The following is an 18,205-nucleotide window of genomic DNA, read 5'->3' as shown; positions in this document are numbered from 1 at the left end:
AAAACGGATCGGCATGCTGCGGAATAAAGGCTGGGGTATACAGCCAATTCCTAAGTAATTGCTAAAAAAACCTCCATCAGCTACAAGTAGCGTGGAGGTTTTTCGGGTTAATTTTTCATAAAAATAGAGACTACTCTTCCTTCTGAATCTTGGACGGGTTGTTGATTTTATAAGGCACCGGGTTGCGGGTCAGCTTTTTCTTGATGATTTTCGCTTCAAATGTGAGCACGTCACCGACCTCCAGCTCCTGCTTCTTCATCGTTGCACTATGGCTGGACCACGCGTCACCCACCTCGATCACTTCCGGCTCCGTAATAGTGACGGATTCGTAAATGATGACCTCATCGTCATTATCCGAGAAATGATTCGGTACCGTCGTAAATTCTTTGACCACTGCGCTCATCTTCACTTTCCCATCGGGCAGATCAATTTTGGCGGCTTTGGCCTTCGGTGCCGCTTTGGTTTTAGGTTTGGCTTCTGCATCTGTACCTGTACCGCTCTGAGGACCGATGTATTCCTCCACCAGGCCATCAGGGTCACCCTTGAGTCTGGAGGATGATTCCGCGCTATCTTCATCTTCTTCCATATCATAAGAACGGGCTGAAGCGTCAGCTTGATCAGAGGTATCGGCAGGCTCAGAGGTTTGTTCAGGTGTTTCAGCACTTTGGCCCCCGGCATCCTGTTCTGTTCCTGGCTCTGTCCCCGCTCCGCTTAGTCCTCGTGTGCTGTAGCCGGAGGCCTGCATTTCTTTCAGATACGAAGGGTGAATACAATGCTTTTGTCCGTTATCCAGCTCGATGACTGCGGTCATGTGATCTACAAAGCCGAGAATGGTGCAGGGCAGATTCTGCCCGTTTCCTTTATAATAGAACGTTTTGAGTTTGGTGGCTTTGGCCGAGATCAGGCCCCACTCCTGACATTTTGCTATTAACTCTTGCTCGTTATCCAGTGCGTAATAATCCGGTGGTTCAATGGTAAAAGCGTATGTCATATCGAATTTCCGCCTTTCAGCTGCTCTTATGTTCATCGTTTCCAAATTAACACCAGTGTATCACAATTAGAACCCCGAAAGATGCAGATTCTGAAAGCTCGGGTGCAGAGGGCTGTGCTATAATTTGATCAAAATGTGAGTTGGAGTCTCTGTCAGATGCATGTCCGTGAAGGCCATCGTTAATTAAATCTACACAACCGAAATGCTTGATACATACTTGAGGAAGGGTGGTTTTGGTGGAGAAAAAGGTGAATCATCAAGCCCTTTGGCTGGCGGTCGGTCTGGCAATTGGAGTCAGTATCGGTACAGCCACCGGGCAGATCGGGCTGGGTATCGCATTTGGCGCTGCGCTGGGGGTGGTCATCGGTTCAGTGGTTAGCAAGCGAACAGGCGCTGATTCGCATGACATGTTAAGCGAGCATGTGCTGGAACTGCACAAAACGCAGGATTGGGAAGAGGTGCTTCTCGATTCCCGGGAGCATCCGGTGCTTCTGTTGAAACACAGCACTACCTGCCCTGTCAGCGCGCGTGCGTACCGGGAATTTATGGCTTTTGTCGGCGCCAATGCCTCTGACCCGAAACAAAACATGCAGTATCGCATCGTCAAAGTCATTGAGAACCGTCCGCTGTCACGCCGTATTGCTGAAGAGACCGAGATTCGCCATGAATCCCCGCAGGTGCTGCTGCTGGATCAGGCGCAGGTTGTAGAGCATACGTCACATGGAAAGATCACCAAAAAGCGACTGATGCAATGGGCGCAGAGTCATTCACTTTAAAAATATAAGAAAAAATCATATCTTCCACGCTGTATATCATTTAAAATAAAAGGAGCCTTTATACCTTCTGAATCGGAGTGATTATAGATGGAACAATATAAATTCAAGCCTGAGCATAGCGAGATTATTGTTAAAGCTATTATCGAAGGGTACCGAGAATATATTGAGCACCGTATAGATCGACGAGAGCGGATGGAGATTAGTTCAGCCTTTGCCTGGACAAAGGGGAATTTTATTGAGAGTAAAATCGCAGAATATTTTAAGGAAGATGATGGACAGGCATTCACGCATAAAAAGTCCAAAGCAGGTCTAACCTGGGATTACCTTCAATTCACACATAAGGACTCCAAAGTTCTGTTTTTGATTAAAAATGCAGCCTACTTTAATGAGAAATGTTTTTCCCGGGCCAAGTTACCTGCAGGCATGGATCGTAAAGATGCACTGCGTACGTATTTACATGACCTGTCGAAAATTAATGCAGATCTGAAATTTCCGACGGACTCTTCATATCATGAATTGCATCAGTCCGAAGAGGTGGTGCAGCTTTCCTTGCCTATTCCATTAAATCAGGTGACTCGTGTAAAAGAAGAGATCAAACAACTATCATCTATGTATAATGAGTTTCATATTCTCACTTATGCTATGGATGATGCATATCAAATCTCCAAGGTAAAGCATTATTTGCCCAATCCGCATGATAATATAGCCTATTTGATAGAGGATATGTCTGATCTTATCTCGGGTGCCGAGCTTGATGATCGTGAACGCGAGGTCCTCGCGCCTGATTCGGATGGCATGCTTGATCCGGCAGCTTATGATATTGAAATATTGGAAGAAGAACGGCAGGGGTAACCCACCCCGTAGTCTAGTAAGGAGGGAACCGTGTGTTCATGGGTGAAAATCTGACCAATCTGCGCATCATGCACGGGTATTCGAGGAAAGAGCTTTCCGAGAAGCTTGGTGTGACTGAGCAGGCGGTCTGGCAGTATGAAAATGCGTACACTTCCCCCAAAGTGCCGATTGTGAATGAATTGATACGAATTTTCAGCGTCAAAAGCAAATATTTTTACGAGAAGGATATGCTCGCCAGGCAAAATAATGCGACCAACATCAATGTGATGAACATTGCGTACCGGTCCAAGGTAATGAATGTGATCTCCAAGACACAAACGGAGGCCAAACATGTAGAGTATCTGGATACGTTTGTTAACTATATTACCTCTCAGATCAGTCTTCCCACCTTGAAGATCATTGAGCTCAGGGAAGAAGCGATTCAATACATGAATCATTCGCACGAGAATCGCCCTACCCAAATTCAATATGTGGCAAAGCTCGCGCGGCAGCGATTAAATCTGGAGCCAGCGACCAACGAGAACCTGATGTTCTGGATTGAAAAGAGCGGAGTCTACGTCTTCGAGAAGGCGATTGGTGAAGGGATTGATGCATACAGTCTGTGGACGAGAAAGGATCGCCCGTTCATTATATTGGGTAACATCAAACGATCGGCAGTACGCCGAAATTTTGATATCGCTCATGAGCTTGGTCATCTGTTGCTTCACTATCGTCAGGAGTTTGTGAGTCTGGATCGGAAAGAGCACAAAGAGATTGAAAATGAAGCCAATTTGTTTGCCGGTGCATTTTTGTTGCCAGAAGAAGAGTTTGCACAGGATATAAAGGCTATCCCCCAATTAACCAATCCTGATCATTATCTTGAATTAAAAAATAAGTGGAAAACATCGTTGCAAGTGTTAGGTTATCGTGCCGCCAACCTGGGACTGATGGATGCCAAATCGCATCGTAATTTTTATGCCGCGATGCACCGAAGAGGGTATTTGGAGAGAGAGCCGTTTGACCAGACGATTCCCTTGCAGACACCGATGCGGATTCGGACGATCATTGATCTTCTTGCCAAGAAAGGGCTTGTCGATATTCGACATATGATCGAGCAGGACTGGAAGGTGGAGACGTCCTTCTTTCATCATCTGACCGGGATCAAAACAGAGTTTTTTAACAGTTACATGACGAATCGTTCAACAGCTACCATTCGGGATATGAAGAATATACCGACCTAGAATAGTATCACCTGAAGTTCTACAAATGAAGGAAGCGCCAATCTATCTGGCTCGGATTCCACCATATTTACGAGAGACCCGTTTTTTTCAGCTTGCCGCTGAGAAGATCGGGTCTTTTTTACGCTTTTTTTACAGCGGTGGCAGCATATCTTTACCCCCTTTTTACAGCGTTTCGTAATACGATTTTGACTGTAGCAAGGCAGACCCCGGCTTGAATTTTATATTTGTTCCATCTGAAGGATAGAGAGGATGAAGGGCACATGGTCAATGATGCAACGATGGTTGGGCTGATTCTCTTGTTGTTTGTAGTGTTTTGGGGATTTGTGAAATTTTGCGAGAAGGCCTGAGGGCAGGGAGGGTGAGCTCGAATCATGATTTTTATCGGCATGCTTGTGCTTGTATTGATTATCTATCTCGGGTATGTGCTGGTGAAGCCTGAGAAATTCTGAGGCAGCTGTTCAAACAATGCACCGAAAAACGAGCGGAGATAAAAGGATGTAAAGGTCAGGGCAATGTTGAGGTCGATTAGGGAGGATATACAGATATGGGTATCGGTGTAGTGCAAGTTGTGGTAACGTTGCTGATCATTTTGCTGTTGGTGAAGCCGGCAGGCAGTTATCTGGTGAAGGTATTTGACAGGCAGCGAACAGGACTTGATCGTGTGTTTGGCGGGCCGGAGCGATTGTTATATCGGCTGATGGGTGTGCGGGAAGAAGAATCCATGGGGTGGAAACAATACGCAGCCGCTGTGCTCATCTCTAATGCGGTCATGCTGACCCTGATGTATCTGGTGCTGAGACTGCAAAGGTTTTTGCCGCTCAATCCGGACGGAATCGAGAATATGCCTGCGGCGCAGGCGTTTAATACAGCGGTATCGTTTATGACCAATACGAACTGGCAGTCGTACACGGGCGAGAACGCCCTGTCGTATCTATCGCAGCTGCTGGCCGTGACGTTTCCGATGTTCACCTCGGCAGCAACAGGCTTCGCGGTGGCGATTGCCTTTATTCGCGGATTAGTAGGACGCAGGGATGATCTAGGTAACTTTTATGTCGACCTGGTTCGGTCGATTACACGTATTTTTTTACCGCTGAGCTTCGTTGTGGCCTTGTTTCTTGTGTTCCAGGGAGTGCCGCAGACGCTGGAGGGTGCGGTGAATGCAACGACGCTGGAGGGTGCGCAGCAGACGATTACCCGCGGTCTGGTTGCTTCGCTGGAGTCGATCAAACATATCGGAACCAACGGTGGCGGCTGGTTCGGCACGAACGCAGCGCATCCATTCGAGAATCCGACGGCCCTGAGCAATCTGGTGCATATCGTCTGTATGATGCTGCTTCCCACAGCACTCGTCTATGCATTTGGCTTGATGGTGAAAAACCGGAAGCAGGGATGGGCAATTTTCGGGGCGATGGGTTTCCTGTTCCTCGTCATGCTTACAACCGTGTTTGTGTCGGAGTATCGAGGTGTGCCAGCGCTGGATGCTGCGGGACTGCAGGGCAATATGGAGGGCAAAGAGGTCCGGTTTGGCATTCCTGAGTCGGCTTTGTTTACGGCGGTGACCACTGCGGCAACGACAGGTTCGGTCAACAATATGCATGAGTCGCTTACTCCGCTTGGCGGGCTGGTTTCGCTTGCCCAGATGATGCTGAACAACGTATTCGGCGGGAAGGGGGTCGGTTTGTTAAACGGCCTGCTCTATGTGATCATTGCGGTATTTATATGCGGGCTGATGGTGGGGCGGACACCGGAGTTTCTGGGCAAAAAAATCGAAGGCAGAGAGATCAAGCTGGCCTGTATCGCCTTGCTGATCCATCCGTTGATTATTCTCGCGCCATCTGCGCTCGCCTTGATGCGGCCTGAGGCCGTGGCTTCCATCTCCAACGGTGGAACACATGGGCTGACCGAGGTGCTGTACGCGTTTGCCTCCGGGGCTGCCAATAACGGATCAGCATTTGCCGGATTAAATGCCAACACGGATTTTTACAATATCGCGATCGGTATCGTCATGCTGCTGGGCAGATATGTTTCGATGATCGCCATGCTAGCGATTGCAGGCTCACTTGCCGTAAAACGGGTTGTGCCTGTCACCACAGGTACACTAAGGACGCATACCCCGCTCTTTGCCGGCATTCTGGTCATGATGATTGTCGTAGTGGGCGCATTGACGTTTTTTCCTGCACTTGCTCTCGGTCCGATTGCCGAGCATCTGGCGATGGTTCACTGAATTTACGTTAAGAAGATGCCTTAAGAGATACAGTGAGAAGATGCATTGGGAAGATACAGTAAGAGATGCATTGGGAAGATACAGTAAGAAGGTAAAGTAAGAAGGTACAGTATGGAGGTGGCATTCACGATGAATGCAATGGAGCGTAAGAAGGAGCAAAACATGCGGCGAACGGTTAATGCCGAAGAGGATATAACGCATAATGGCACATGGAATGCGGACCCTGAGTTGCCTGGGGTCAAAACAAATATTGAGCCGCAGCATCAACCCCGAAATAATCTACAGCGTGATCCTGGATCGAAGAGGTCTTTGGACAAACAGATGCTGCTCCAGGCGATGCGAGATGCATTCAAAAAGCTCAATCCGATGGTTATGATCAAAAATCCGGTAATGTTCATTGTGGAGGTCGGCACGTTCATCACGCTGCTGTTATGTATAGATCCCAATCTATTCACCGCGTCTGAGGCAGGGCAGGGATACAATATTGCCGTATTTTTCATTCTGCTGTTGACTCTGCTTTTTGCAAACTTTGCCGAGGCACTGGCAGAAGGCCGAGGTAAAGCCCAGACGGATACACTGCGCAAGACCAAATCGGAGACGTTAGCCTATCTGGTGCAGAAGGACGGAACTTTGAAACAAGTGGCTTCGACCCAGTTGAAAAAAGGGGATTTCGTCCGCGTGGAAGCAGGTCAGCTCATTCCAACGGACGGGGAGATTGTTGAAGGCCTGGCCTCTATCGACGAATCGGCCATTACAGGTGAATCTGCACCGGTTATCAAGGAAGCGGGCGGTGATTTCTCTTCCGTGACCGGGGGTACACGGGTCTCTTCGGACTACATTATTATGCGAGTGCAGACAGATCCGGGTGAATCGTTTCTGGATCGCATGATCTCCCTCGTTGAAGGAGCACAGCGTCAGAAAACACCGAACGAGATTGCGCTGACAACCCTGCTCGCTGTGCTGACGCTTATCTTCCTGATTGTCATTGTGACGATGGTTCCTATGGCCGATTATCTTGGCATTCATCTGGATCTGGCAACCTTGATTGCCCTGCTCGTTTGCCTGATTCCGACGACGATCGGCGGCTTGCTGTCGGCCATCGGTATTGCAGGCATGGATCGGGTGACACAGTTTAACGTACTCGCCATGTCAGGCAAAGCGGTGGAAGCCGCTGGTGACATTGACACGTTGATTCTGGACAAAACAGGCACGATTACGTACGGCAATCGTATGGCTTTCGAATTTACCCCGGTGCAAGGTGTGACGACAGCCGAGCTGGCTCAGGCGGCGCTTCAAGCTTCTGTTAGAGACGAGACTCCCGAAGGCCGTTCCGTTGTAGAGCTGGCAGGCAAGCAGGGGCACAGCTGGGCGGAGAGTCATTACGCGGGAGCGGAGAGTGTGGAGTTTACCGCCGAGACACGGATGTCTGGTCTGAATTTGACTGATGGAACGAGGATTCGCAAGGGCGCAGTGGATGCAATCAAACGGTATGTAGTCTCTGAAGGTGGCCGTGTACCGGGTGATCTGGAGGAGATGGCAGCACGAATAGCCAAAGCCGGGGGTACACCGCTGGCTGTAGCGATCAATAATCGTATCTTTGGTGTGATTTATTTGAAGGACACGGTGAAGCCGGGACTCAAGGAGAAATTTGCAGAGATGCGTGCAATGGGCATCAAAACCATCATGTGTACAGGAGATAACCCGCTTACGGCAGCGACGATTGCACTTGAAGCGGGCGTGGATGATTTTATCGCGGAGGCGAAGCCCGAGGACAAGATTGCAGCGATCAAAAAAGAGCAGCAGGAGGGCAAGCTCGTCGCCATGACGGGTGATGGCACCAATGATGCTCCTGCTCTGGCGCAGGCCGATGTTGGCCTGGCGATGAACTCGGGAACCATGGCGGCCAAGGAAGCGGCCAATATGATTGATCTGGACTCTGACCCGACCAAGCTGCTATCGGTCGTCTCCATAGGCAAGCAGCTGCTCATTACTCGCGGGGCGCTGACGACCTTTTCCATATCCAATGATATCGCCAAATATTTTGCCATCATTCCAGCCATGTTCATTCTCGCCATGCCGCAGCTTCAGGCGTTGAACATTATGAGACTGGCATCCCCGCAGACTGCAATCCTGTCCGCCTTGATTTTCAACGCCATTATTATTCCGTTGTTGATCCCGATTGCCATGAAGGGCGTGAAATATCGGGCAATGTCTGCCGAACGGCTGCTAGGGCGTAACGTGTTTATTTACGGTTTAGGTGGGGTGATCGTACCTTTTGTGGGTATCAAGCTGATTGATCTGGTGCTGTCGGGTTTGATGTGATTCAGGGTGAAAGTTGCCGGACTGCTTGATTGGAATTGATCCATTAAATCTATTCAGGACGTGATATGTATGAAAATGTTTATACCCGCTTTGCGGTTGTCCGTAGTGCTGATGTTACTCTGTGGTCTTGCCTACCCTCTCCTGACGACGGGAGTTGCGCAGTGGCTGTTTCCAGCTCAGGCGAATGGCAGTCTGATCACACAGGATGGAAAAATTATCGGTTCTTCTCTGCTCGCGCAGGAGGTGAAATCGCCGGGGCTGTTCCAGCCCCGGGCATCAAGCGCCAATTATGATGCAACCGCATCGGCAGGGTCTAATCGCGCTGTTGCATCCCCGGAATATATTGCCGAGATGAAGGAAAAGCTGGCTGCTCTCCGCAAGCAGAACCCCGCATCCCCGCAGCATATTCCGGCTGATCTGGTGACGGGTTCTGGCTCGGGACTTGACCCCGACTTGTCACCTGAGGCGGCTAAAGTGCAGATTCCACGCATCAGCCAAGCGACAGGTTTGAGCGAGCAGCAGCTTGCCGAGCTTGTGAAGTGGCATACGCAGGGCCGCCAGCTAGGCATATTCGGTGAACCACGCGTGAACGTTAACGAACTGAATCTGGCTTTGATAAATGCAGAGAAATAAGGTGGCTTCGGGAAGGAGGATACAGGTGTGGAGGACAGCTTCAAACGCAAATCTCCTGAAGAGATGCTTCGTATGATCTCGAAGCTGCATGAGGGTACACTTAAAATTTACATCGGGCCAATCAGTGGTTCGGGCAAAACCTATCACATGCTTCGGGACGGCAACCATCTGCGTGAGCAGGGCGTAGATGTCGTAATTTGCGCTGTGTCCACGATGAGAAGACCGGAAACGGTAGAACAGCTCGGCGAGCTTGAACGTGTACCCAGCATTCACTGGATCAGACGCAGTGATGGAGCAGAGATGAAGGATCTGAATCTGGATGCTTTGCTGGTGCGCAATCCCGAGGTTGTACTGGTTGACGGGCTTGCCCATCGGAATCGGGTGGGGGCAGCACACGCGACCCGGCTGGAGGATATCCGCTTTTTGCTGCGACATAACATCAGTGTCATGACAACAGTGAATGTATATGAGCTGGAGGGTTACACGGAGCTGGCGAGACAGCTGACGGGGGTAAGAGCTATGCACACGGTGCCCGCAGACACGCTGGAGCTTGCAGATGAAGTAAAGCTGATTGATGTTACGCCAGAGGCCCTACTCATTCGCCTGGCCGAAGGACATCTGCAAGATCATGACCATAAGGAATTATTCCGCCAAGGTAACGTAGGGATTTTGCGTGAGCTCGCGTTGAAGCTGGTAGCGGAAGGCGTTAATGAGTCTTTGCGTGAGCATCGTGAGGAGCTGGGCCTCCCTGTCACGACAGGCATTATGGAGCGTATTCTTGTCTCTGCGCAGTATCAATGGAGCGGTTCGATCTACATCCAGCGTGGGCAGCAGATTGCTCGCAGATTAAACGGGAGTCTGCATGCTGTTGTGTTCCGTCAGATGAAACAGCCGCTAAGCAAGGAGGCGGCTGTTTTTCGCCGCAGCATGATGAAGCTGGTGGAGAAAATCGGAGGACAGATGCAGGAGCTGCCAATTCTGCATCGCCGCTACATTCCCGCTGCATTGGCGAATTATGCAATGGAACAGCAGATTACCCGAATCGTGATGGGGCATTCCCGGCGTACACGCTGGCAGGAGATATGGCAAGGCTCCATTATTAACTCTCTGCTTCGCCAATTACAGGGGGTGGACCTGCTGCTGGTGGCGGATCGGATAGCCTGTGAAGGTGAACGAGTACTTCCGGCCAAAGTCAGCGATGCGGAACCGCGGACTTACCGCAGACTTAGCGAGCAGGAGATGAAGGAAAAGATTGGATTGATTCGCCGAGGTACGTTCAAAATCTATATCGGAGCTGCTCCGGGCGTGGGCAAAACCTACATGATGCTGCGGGAGGGCAATGACCTGCTGCGGAAAGGCATCGACGTACAGATCGGAATGCTTGAAACGCATGGCAGGGCAGACACCGTGAAGCAGATTGGCTCACTTCCCATCGTTCCGCGGGTGAAGCGCTTGTATCAAGGAACGCAGCTGGAGGAGATGGATACGGAGGCCATATTGCAAAGCCATCCTGAAGTGGTCCTGGTGGATGAACTGGCACATACGAACGTGCCTGGCGGTGCCTGGCACAAGCGTTATGAGGATGTGCTGCAATTGCTGGATTCGGGCATATCTGTTATTACAACCGTGAATGTACAGCATCTTGAAAGTTTGAATGATGCAGTGGAGCATATTACAGGTGTTCGGGTGCGTGAGACTGTTCCTGACCGGATTATTCAATTGGCGGACGAGGTGCAGCTGATTGATGTGGCCCCCGAGGCCTTGCGGCAGCGCATGCGAGAGGGTAAAATCTATGCAGCTGACAAGGTTCCGCAGGCGCTTGCGAATTTCTTCAGAACGGGCAATCTGATTGCGCTGCGAGAACTTGCCCTGCGAGAGCTTGCAGATGTCGTGGATGAACGGCTCGAAGCCCAGCAATCCCCACGAACACTGAGGGGTCCATGGCGTCAGGAGGAGATCGTGTTTGTCTGTGTCAGCAATGACCGTCACGCCGAGCGCTTGATTCGCAGAGGTTTTCGCATGGCTTATCGTTTGAAAGCGGCCTGGTATGTCCATCATGTGCACATTGGTACAACGATAAGCGGCGAGCTGCAGGAGCATCTATCCAGCTTGGAGCAGCTTACGGTTCGGCTTGGAGGTTATTTTCACATCCACTACAGCTCCAGGTTGAGGGAAGTTCCGGATATTCTTGCTGCCAAGGCTGCGGAATTGAAGGCAACCCAGCTTGTGGTAGGGCAGGCGAAGCGAGTCTGGTGGCTGAATGGTCATCGGGGCTCCGGCTCCGTTGTCAATCGGCTTGTGCGTCTGTCGAGACATCGGGATGTATTGATTGTGGCAGATGATGACTATAAATAATGAAGATTATGAAGAGCAGTGGAAGACGAATTGTCTATGAAATAAAGATGGATTATCTATGAAAGCAGCCGGAATCGAAATTGTCTGATGAAACGGGTGGGAATGAATTTGTCTGAGTACACAGAAAAGGACGGAGATTCGAGCCGTATGCGGTTTTATTTTCGCTGGAAAAGGGTACCTGCCTATCTATCGGTTACGTTTGGCATCATTCTGTTAACTGTGCTGCTTCATATCATAGGCATGAGTGATGATCTGGTAAATGTTGCTCTGGTATACCTGTTCCCCGTACTGGTGAGTGCCGTATTTTGGGGAATGGGACCAGCTGTCTATGCCGCTACCTTGAGTGTTATTATGTTTGATTTCTTTTTTGTCCCGCCATATTTAAGTTTTACGGTAGAGGATCTGCGGTATCTGATTTCGTTTGTCGTATACCTGGCCGTTGCCATCATGACGGCGAGCCTTGCAGGCCGATTGCGGCAGCAGCTGGATCGGGTTAAATCACGTGAAGCAACGACAAATGCGTTGTACGATCTGAGCCGTCAGATTACAGCGATTAGCGATCTGGATACCTTACTGGATAACATGACAAGCCATATATCACGGATGCTGGGCAGCACGGCGGTCATGTATCTGCCTGATTCGCAAGGGGAATTGAAGCTGTGGGTGAGCAGTGGGTCTGAACCAGATGATTCGGAAAAGCATATCTGGGGAAGCCAGTCCGCGGAACTGGCGATCGCGGGTTGGGTGTACAAAAACGGGCAAATCGCGGGCCAAGGTTCGCCTATGCTCGGGAAGTCCTCCGGCCTGTATATTCCGCTGCGGACGGAGGATCACATCCATGGCGTGCTGGCGGCAGACATGACCGCAAGCGAGATGGAGAAGCAGCAGGAGCGTCGCCAGCTGCTGGAAGCCTGCGGCAGTCTTGCGGCTGGAGCTATCGCGCGGGTTAAGCTGGCGGAGGAGGCTCGCCTGGCTCAGGTGACTGTTGAATCGGAACGGATACGAACCGCACTGCTGGATTCCGTGTCCCATGAACTGCGCACACCGCTGACCGCGATTATCGGCTCGGCCACGGGGCTGATCGAGAATGATCATCTTTTTACAGCCGAGGATCGAAAAGAATTGACGAGCAACATTCGCGATGGCGCTTTGCGTATGAATCGTCTGGTGACCAATCTGCTCGGGATGGTGCGTCTGGAGAGCGGTATGCTGCAATTGAACCGTAAGTGGTGCGATGCAGGTGATATGATCAGCATTGTGCTCGCGAAGATCAGGGAATTCAGTCCTCAGCGAGAAGTTACGGTGCAGCTGCCAGAGGAGCCGGTCTTTTTTTACGGAGATGAAGTACTGCTGGAGCAGGTGCTGGTGAACGTCGTTAGCAATGCGATCAAGTATTCGCCTGAGGGAAGCAAGGTGACCATACAGGTGAGTGAGGATAAAAAAGAGGGCACATTGATCCTCATCGTGGATGATCAGGGGATTGGAATTATGGAAGCGGAGCGGCATAAAATTTTTGATAAGTTTTATCGCTCTCCATCTACGCTCCATATAACGGGAACGGGGCTCGGTCTTGCCATCTGCAAAGGAATTGTAGAAGTTCATGGAGGCACGATCCAGGCGGGGACTAACCCGGACGGAGGAACAAGAATACGTATAGATTTGCCTGCGGGAGCGGAAGAATTACCGTTGACCTGTTCAGTGCAAGGAGAGGCTGGAGAATAGATGAACACTGCATCAGGGGCCCGCATTCTGGTGATTGATGATGAGCCGCAGATTCGCAAACTGCTGAAAGTGACCCTTCAGGCTCACCAATATGAGCATTATGAATGTGTGGATGGAGAAGAGGGCATCGTGCAGGCGAGCATCGTTCATCCCGATCTGATAATTCTCGATCTGGGCTTGCCCGGCATATCGGGCATGGACGTGCTTCGCCGGATACGAGAGTGGTCACAGGTGCCGATTATTGTACTTACAGCCAAGGATCAGGAGGCGGATAAAATTGCAGCACTGGATGGAGGGGCAGATGATTATGTAACCAAGCCGTTTGGTATGGGTGAGCTGGTTGCCCGGATTCGGGTGGCGCTGCGCCATGTCGCCAAAACAACAGATGAACCCGTACTGCGCTTCGGATCACTGGTTATGGATCTGGCCCTTAGACAAGTTGAGCTGAATGGGGAACAGATCAAATTAACGCCGACAGAGTATGAAATGCTCAAGGTGCTGGCCTCCAATGCAGGCAAAATTATTACGCAGCGTCAGCTTTTGCAGCAAGTGTGGGGTGCGCATCATCATGAGTCAGACAGCCACTATCTGCGGGTTTATGTGGGCCATTTGCGCAAAAAGTTAAAGGAAGACCCCACCCGTCCTACATTTATCCAGACCGAGCCCGGGATAGGGTACCGTTTTTTATTACAGGATGAAACCTAACCGCTCTATACGTCTATGCAAGTAAAAAAAGCCGAACTCACCCCTGCGGGCAAACGTTCGGCTGTATTCATTTCTTTCATGTTCTCCTTCACTTATGAATGGGAAAACGAATCTGAACTTCTGTACCCTGGCCAAGCTCGGACTTTATACGGATGCTGCCGCCGTGAGCGTCCACAATCCAGCGAGCAATGGATAACCCGAGTCCAGTACCTCCTTCCAGACGTGACCTTGCCTTATCTCCGCGATAAAATCGTTCAAATATAAGCTGCAAGTCTGCCTTAGCAATGCCTGCCCCCGTATCGGATATGCGGATATCAACCTGGCCGGATAGTATTTGTCCCGATATACGGATATGTCCACCTTCAGGCGTATACTTGAGTGCATTGTCCAGAATGATGATGAACAGCTGACGTATACGGGCATGATCTCCCCACAGACGCAGCGGCTCTACCGGCTCAAGTGTGATTTGAATATCCCGGGTTGCAGCAAGTAGTTGGAATTGTTCAGCCAGCTCCACCAGAATGATATCGGCTTCGACCTGAGCTTGTTCAATCTGCAGCTGATTGGAATCTGTGCGTGCGAGGGTTAACAGGTCGTCCAGCAGTTTGCTCATGCGCATGCTTTCCTGGAGAATGGCAGCGATGTGAGGACTCTGATCTTCAATGGATGAGTCCGGGTGTTGAAGCAACAGTTCCGTTTCTGCACGAATGATGGCGGTGGGTGTGCGCAGTTCATGGGAGGCATCTGCTACAAAACGCTGCTGTCTATCCCAAGAGCTGCGAATTGGAACCAGGGCACGACCTGCCAAAAATAACCCTGCCAGCAGGGAAATCAGAACTCCTGCGACAATGCCCATGATCAGGTCACGCAGCAGCGAGTTGAGCGTATGGTTCACATCCCCTAAGCTTCTCACAATGGTCACAGTTACCTCCCCGCCAGCTACAGGGTTTGCAGCGAGGGGAAGATTGGCCTGAAGCACCCGGTAACGGTGATCCTCAAAACTCAGGGTCTGTGGTGTTTTGGAATCTGCCCCATTTTGAAAATAACGGATAGCACCGGGTGTGAAGGATTGTGGTGGTGATTGGCCCAGCAGCTGCCGATTCGGGTTCCAGATCAGGTAGGTTGTCTGCTCGTCCTGTTCGGGGTCGCCCGGAGAAGGCTGGAGCAGCGCTTTTACACTGTACATGGATTGAATCCGTTTTTGAGCCTGTTGCAGAATCTCATCTACTTCATGAAACAATCGAAAGCGCATATGCACATAAAGCAGTGAGCTCAGGACCGAGAGCACAATCAGAAATACAACGGTATTCAGCATTACAAGCCTGCGATGGGTCTGATTAAACATAAGGCTCACCCTTGAATAAATAACCAATGCCACGAACCGTGCGAAGTGCCTGATCGGCCCCGGTGCCTGTCAGCTTTTTGCGTAAATGATGGATATAGACGTCTACTGCGCTGGTAGCTGAGCCGGAATCAAATCCCCATACACGGTCGAAAATCTGCTCACGCGTCAAAATTTGATCTTTATTACATATGAAGAATTCCAATAACTTATATTCCGTTGCTGTAAGCTGCAGCATGCGTTCTCGGTGATTGGCATCCCTGACTGCTGGCATCAGGCGGATCGAATTCCAGACCAGCCCCCCTTCCTGATCAATTGTACCGTGTCTTCGCAGCACCGCCCTCGTTCGCGCTAGTAATTCGGATATAGCAAAAGGCTTGGTGACATAATCATCGGCCCCTGCATCCAATCCGGCAACCCGATCCTCTACAGCATCCCGGGCCGTCACCAGAATGATCGGCACACGATTCAACTGTGAGCGTAATTTACGTACAATATCGACACCGTCAATCCCCGGCAACATAACATCCAGAATCATCAGATCATATATGGCCTGTTCAGCCATGTAATATCCCTCATCTCCTGTCTCTGCTCTATCGACAAGGAAGGATTCCTGTTCGAAAATATCGCATATCACTTTCAGCAGCGATGGGTCATCCTCTACGACTAGAACTCTCATCTCACTTCCACCTTTCAGCTCGCCTGACCGCATTTTAAGAAAATTTAAATAATAAGCTCCTATACTCAGATTATCGACAATGCCTTACAGGATTCATTCGTATTGGAGGAATATAGATGGCGAAGATGGACAAGAAATGGATTGTGTTATGTTCAGCTGCTGTAGCGGCTGTATATACAGTCGGTTACTCTATCACAGAAACTGCGGCGATCGCTCAATCGCCAGCACAGCACACTCAAATTAACACTCTGGTAAATCCGGTGTCAACGGGTACTAATGAGGATAATGGCAATACACCAGCTTCACAAGCTAAGGTCAAGCAAAGGAAGCAGGCTCAGTATACGAGTATGTATCGTGATGGCAGCTATGAAGGAGCAGGCAGCAATCGAAGAGGCTCCATTCAAGTCGTGGTTACGATTCAGAAGGATAAAATTACAGATGTAGAGATCAGCCGGTTTGCTATGCACTATTCCGAACAGGATGTGGTTGACATGCCGGACGAGGTAATCCGTAAGCAAAGCGCACAAGTGAATAACGTATCTGGAGCTACTTATAGCACCGAAGCATTCTCATCGGCTGTACAGGATGCACTGGATCAGGCTCGAAACTCATGATGATTCGAAGACGGAAGCTGTTTATGGATACAATTGTTGATATTCAGGTAGTAACAGGATTAGGTACAGTAGCAGAGAATACGGATGAAAAAGGAAATCGACTTGCATCTGAACAGGACATGCAGAACCAGATAAACCGCGCTTTTCATGCCTTCCGGCAAGTTGAGCAGGCTTGCAGTCGATTTAGCCTGGATAGTGAACTGATGAGAGCAACCAGACAGATTGGGGAACCCGTGCAGGTCAGTTCATCTTTGTTTGAGCCTTTGAAGCTGGCACTGCACATGGCTGAGCTTACATCGGGTATCTTTGACCCGACCGTGGGGAAAAGGCTGGAGCAGCACGGATTCAATCAACACTATCTAACTCACCAGTATATAAACAGTCCTGCTGTGGAATCTGCAACCTATCGAGACATTGTGTTGGATGAAGTTCATCAGACGATAACATTGCTTAAGCCCTTGGTGATTGACCTGGGCGCAGTGGCAAAGGGATTTGCGATTGACCTTGCTGCGCATGAATTACAGTCGTTCGCAGGCTTTATGGTAAATGCGGGGGGAGATCTATATGCCGGAGGGAGGGATGAACAAGACAAGCCATGGGAGATCGGTATACAGCATCCCACACATGCAGATGAGGTTATATGTACGCTGGAGCTATCTGATGCAGCGATCTGCACCTCGGGTGGTTATGAGCGGAAGAGCAGAGTAGCAGCGGATATCCATCATCTGCTCCATCCAGTAACAGGACAGTCTCCCAAGGAGTGGGTCAGTTCGAGCATCATTGCCCCCTATGCGATGATGGCGGATATCTTTTCAACTGCTGTTATGCTGCTGGGCAAGGAAGAAGGGAAGAAATTAATGGAACAGGCGAATGTGCAGGGCATTCTGATCACACCTGATCTAAAGCTTGTTCGGGAAGGAGCGTACTAAATGACGATAAAGCAATGGATCAAATCACCGAAAGGATATGTAAGTATATCCATGGCCGTTTGTCTTGTCATAGCTTCTCTGGCGGCACTGGATATGAAAGGCATCGTCCATGGGCTGGTTGCTGCAGGTACTGCTATCATTGTAGATATGATGTTTGGTCTGGTGAACCGGAAGAAGAGATTGATGCCTGATGGAGCATTGATTACAGGTCTAATTGTAGCTCTGATTCTCAGCACCTCCACCTCATGGAAGGTTGTCGCGGCTACTGTAATACTGGCAATTGTGTCCAAATACGTGCTTGTTTCTCGCAAGAAGCCTATATTTAACCCGGCAGCGCTCGGTCTGCTGCTTTCGGTTCTGATCTTTGGGACAGGGGAAAGCTGGTGGGGAGCCTTTGGGGATCTGCCGGTATGGATGATGGCGCTTCTCTTGGCAGGCGGTTATATGGTTACGGGGCGTGTAAATAAGTTTCCTCAGGTTTTTGCTTTTCTGGGAACCTATTTTACCCTGCTGCTGATGATGGGGCTGCTACACACCGGTGATGCAGGAGATGCGCTTCGTACCCCATTTATCAATGCACTGCTTTTCTGTGGCTTCTTTATGGTTACCGATTTACCAACCTCTCCAGCTAAATATAAGGATCAGTTGGTGTTTGGAATTGTTGCTGCCTTAGTAGGTGCGTTGATCTATAGCCTGTTTGGCGGATTAATGTATTTGTTCATTGGATTGTTATGTGCCAACTTGTATCATTTTCTGCGTACGCGCTTTGCCATATTTGCATAGGTGTAGGATTGTGGAAGCAAAAGCGCCGTTTCCAGGTAGTCCAGAAACGGCGCTCATT

Annotated in this window: 16 protein-coding genes; 13 read left to right on the top strand and 3 right to left on the bottom strand. The window is 50.0% G+C overall.

Annotated features, from left to right (window positions below):
* Positions 1-130 precede the first annotated feature (130 nt).
* Positions 131-991: a hypothetical protein gene (locus tag ACQSGY_RS23120; RefSeq protein WP_427181032.1), complete on the bottom strand. Its 861-nt coding sequence runs from the start codon at positions 989-991 to the stop codon at positions 131-133.
* A gap of 236 nt (positions 992-1,227) precedes the next feature.
* Here ACQSGY_RS23120 and ytxJ point away from each other — a divergent pair, with 236 nt between their 5' ends.
* The 10 genes from ytxJ to ACQSGY_RS23070 all read left to right on the top strand — a co-directional run bounded on the left by ytxJ (position 1,228) and on the right by ACQSGY_RS23070 (position 13,800).
* Positions 1,228-1,767, top strand: coding sequence for a bacillithiol system redox-active protein YtxJ (gene ytxJ, locus ACQSGY_RS23115; RefSeq protein WP_427181178.1), 540 nt, complete (start codon positions 1,228-1,230; stop codon positions 1,765-1,767).
* Between the two features lie 87 nt (positions 1,768-1,854).
* Positions 1,855-2,619, top strand: a complete 765-nt coding sequence (locus tag ACQSGY_RS23110; protein WP_427181030.1) for a hypothetical protein — start codon at positions 1,855-1,857, stop codon at positions 2,617-2,619.
* Between the two features lie 32 nt (positions 2,620-2,651).
* Entirely contained in the window at positions 2,652-3,839 is a 1,188-nt protein-coding gene (locus ACQSGY_RS23105; protein ID WP_216518816.1) for a helix-turn-helix domain-containing protein, read from the top strand.
* A 371-nt stretch (positions 3,840-4,210) separates the two neighbouring features.
* A complete protein-coding gene (locus ACQSGY_RS23100; RefSeq protein WP_145405852.1) occupies positions 4,211-4,288 on the top strand; it encodes a potassium-transporting ATPase subunit F in 78 nt (25 codons plus the stop codon).
* A gap of 95 nt (positions 4,289-4,383) precedes the next feature.
* Positions 4,384-6,063, top strand: a complete 1,680-nt coding sequence (gene kdpA / locus ACQSGY_RS23095) for a potassium-transporting ATPase subunit KdpA (RefSeq protein WP_427181028.1) — start codon at positions 4,384-4,386, stop codon at positions 6,061-6,063.
* A 321-nt stretch (positions 6,064-6,384) separates the two neighbouring features.
* Positions 6,385-8,385 carry a potassium-transporting ATPase subunit KdpB gene (kdpB, locus tag ACQSGY_RS23090; RefSeq protein WP_427181176.1) on the top strand — a complete coding sequence of 667 codons (2,001 nt, stop codon included), beginning with the start codon at positions 6,385-6,387 and terminating at the stop codon, positions 8,383-8,385.
* Positions 8,386-8,454: 69 nt separating this feature from the next.
* Positions 8,455-9,018, top strand: a complete 564-nt coding sequence (gene kdpC, locus ACQSGY_RS23085) for a potassium-transporting ATPase subunit KdpC (RefSeq protein ID WP_427181026.1) — start codon at positions 8,455-8,457, stop codon at positions 9,016-9,018.
* Positions 9,019-9,081: 63 nt separating this feature from the next.
* Entirely contained in the window at positions 9,082-11,373 is a 2,292-nt protein-coding gene (locus tag ACQSGY_RS23080; protein ID WP_427181174.1) for a histidine kinase, read from the top strand.
* A gap of 87 nt (positions 11,374-11,460) precedes the next feature.
* Positions 11,461-13,095 carry an ATP-binding protein gene (locus tag ACQSGY_RS23075; RefSeq protein WP_427181025.1) on the top strand — a complete coding sequence of 545 codons (1,635 nt, stop codon included), beginning with the start codon at positions 11,461-11,463 and terminating at the stop codon, positions 13,093-13,095.
* Positions 13,096-13,800 carry a response regulator gene (locus ACQSGY_RS23070; protein ID WP_427181023.1) on the top strand — a complete coding sequence of 235 codons (705 nt, stop codon included), beginning with the start codon at positions 13,096-13,098 and terminating at the stop codon, positions 13,798-13,800. It begins immediately after the preceding gene.
* An 88-nt stretch (positions 13,801-13,888) separates the two neighbouring features.
* Here ACQSGY_RS23070 and ACQSGY_RS23065 read toward each other — a convergent pair whose 3' ends face one another.
* Positions 13,889-15,145, bottom strand: a complete 1,257-nt coding sequence (locus tag ACQSGY_RS23065; protein ID WP_427181021.1) for a sensor histidine kinase — start codon at positions 15,143-15,145, stop codon at positions 13,889-13,891.
* Positions 15,138-15,821, bottom strand: a complete 684-nt coding sequence (locus ACQSGY_RS23060; RefSeq protein WP_427181019.1) for a response regulator transcription factor — start codon at positions 15,819-15,821, stop codon at positions 15,138-15,140. Before ACQSGY_RS23060 ends, ACQSGY_RS23065 begins: the two co-directional genes overlap by 8 nt.
* 116 nt (positions 15,822-15,937) lie before the next feature.
* On the opposite strand from ACQSGY_RS23060, the gene ACQSGY_RS23055 reads away from it, so the two are divergent.
* Genes ACQSGY_RS23055 through ACQSGY_RS23045 form a run of 3 tightly spaced genes read left to right on the top strand, consistent with a single transcriptional unit; the run spans position 15,938 to position 18,147 of the window.
* Complete coding sequence (locus tag ACQSGY_RS23055; RefSeq protein WP_427181018.1) at positions 15,938-16,435, top strand: FMN-binding protein; 498 nt, start codon at positions 15,938-15,940, stop codon at positions 16,433-16,435.
* Entirely contained in the window at positions 16,432-17,364 is a 933-nt protein-coding gene (locus ACQSGY_RS23050) for an FAD:protein FMN transferase (RefSeq protein ID WP_427181016.1), read from the top strand. The genes ACQSGY_RS23055 and ACQSGY_RS23050 overlap by 4 nt, the downstream gene beginning before the upstream one ends.
* Positions 17,365-18,147 carry an RnfABCDGE type electron transport complex subunit D gene (locus ACQSGY_RS23045; RefSeq protein WP_145405769.1) on the top strand — a complete coding sequence of 261 codons (783 nt, stop codon included), beginning with the start codon at positions 17,365-17,367 and terminating at the stop codon, positions 18,145-18,147. It abuts the gene before it with no gap.
* The last annotated feature ends 58 nt before the right edge of the window (positions 18,148-18,205 follow it).

The organism is Paenibacillus sp. TC-CSREp1 (assembly GCF_050171015.1).
GTDB classification, from domain to species: Bacteria; Bacillota; Bacilli; order Paenibacillales; family Paenibacillaceae; genus Paenibacillus; species Paenibacillus silvae.
This window is presented reverse-complemented; position numbering and strand designations above follow the sequence as displayed.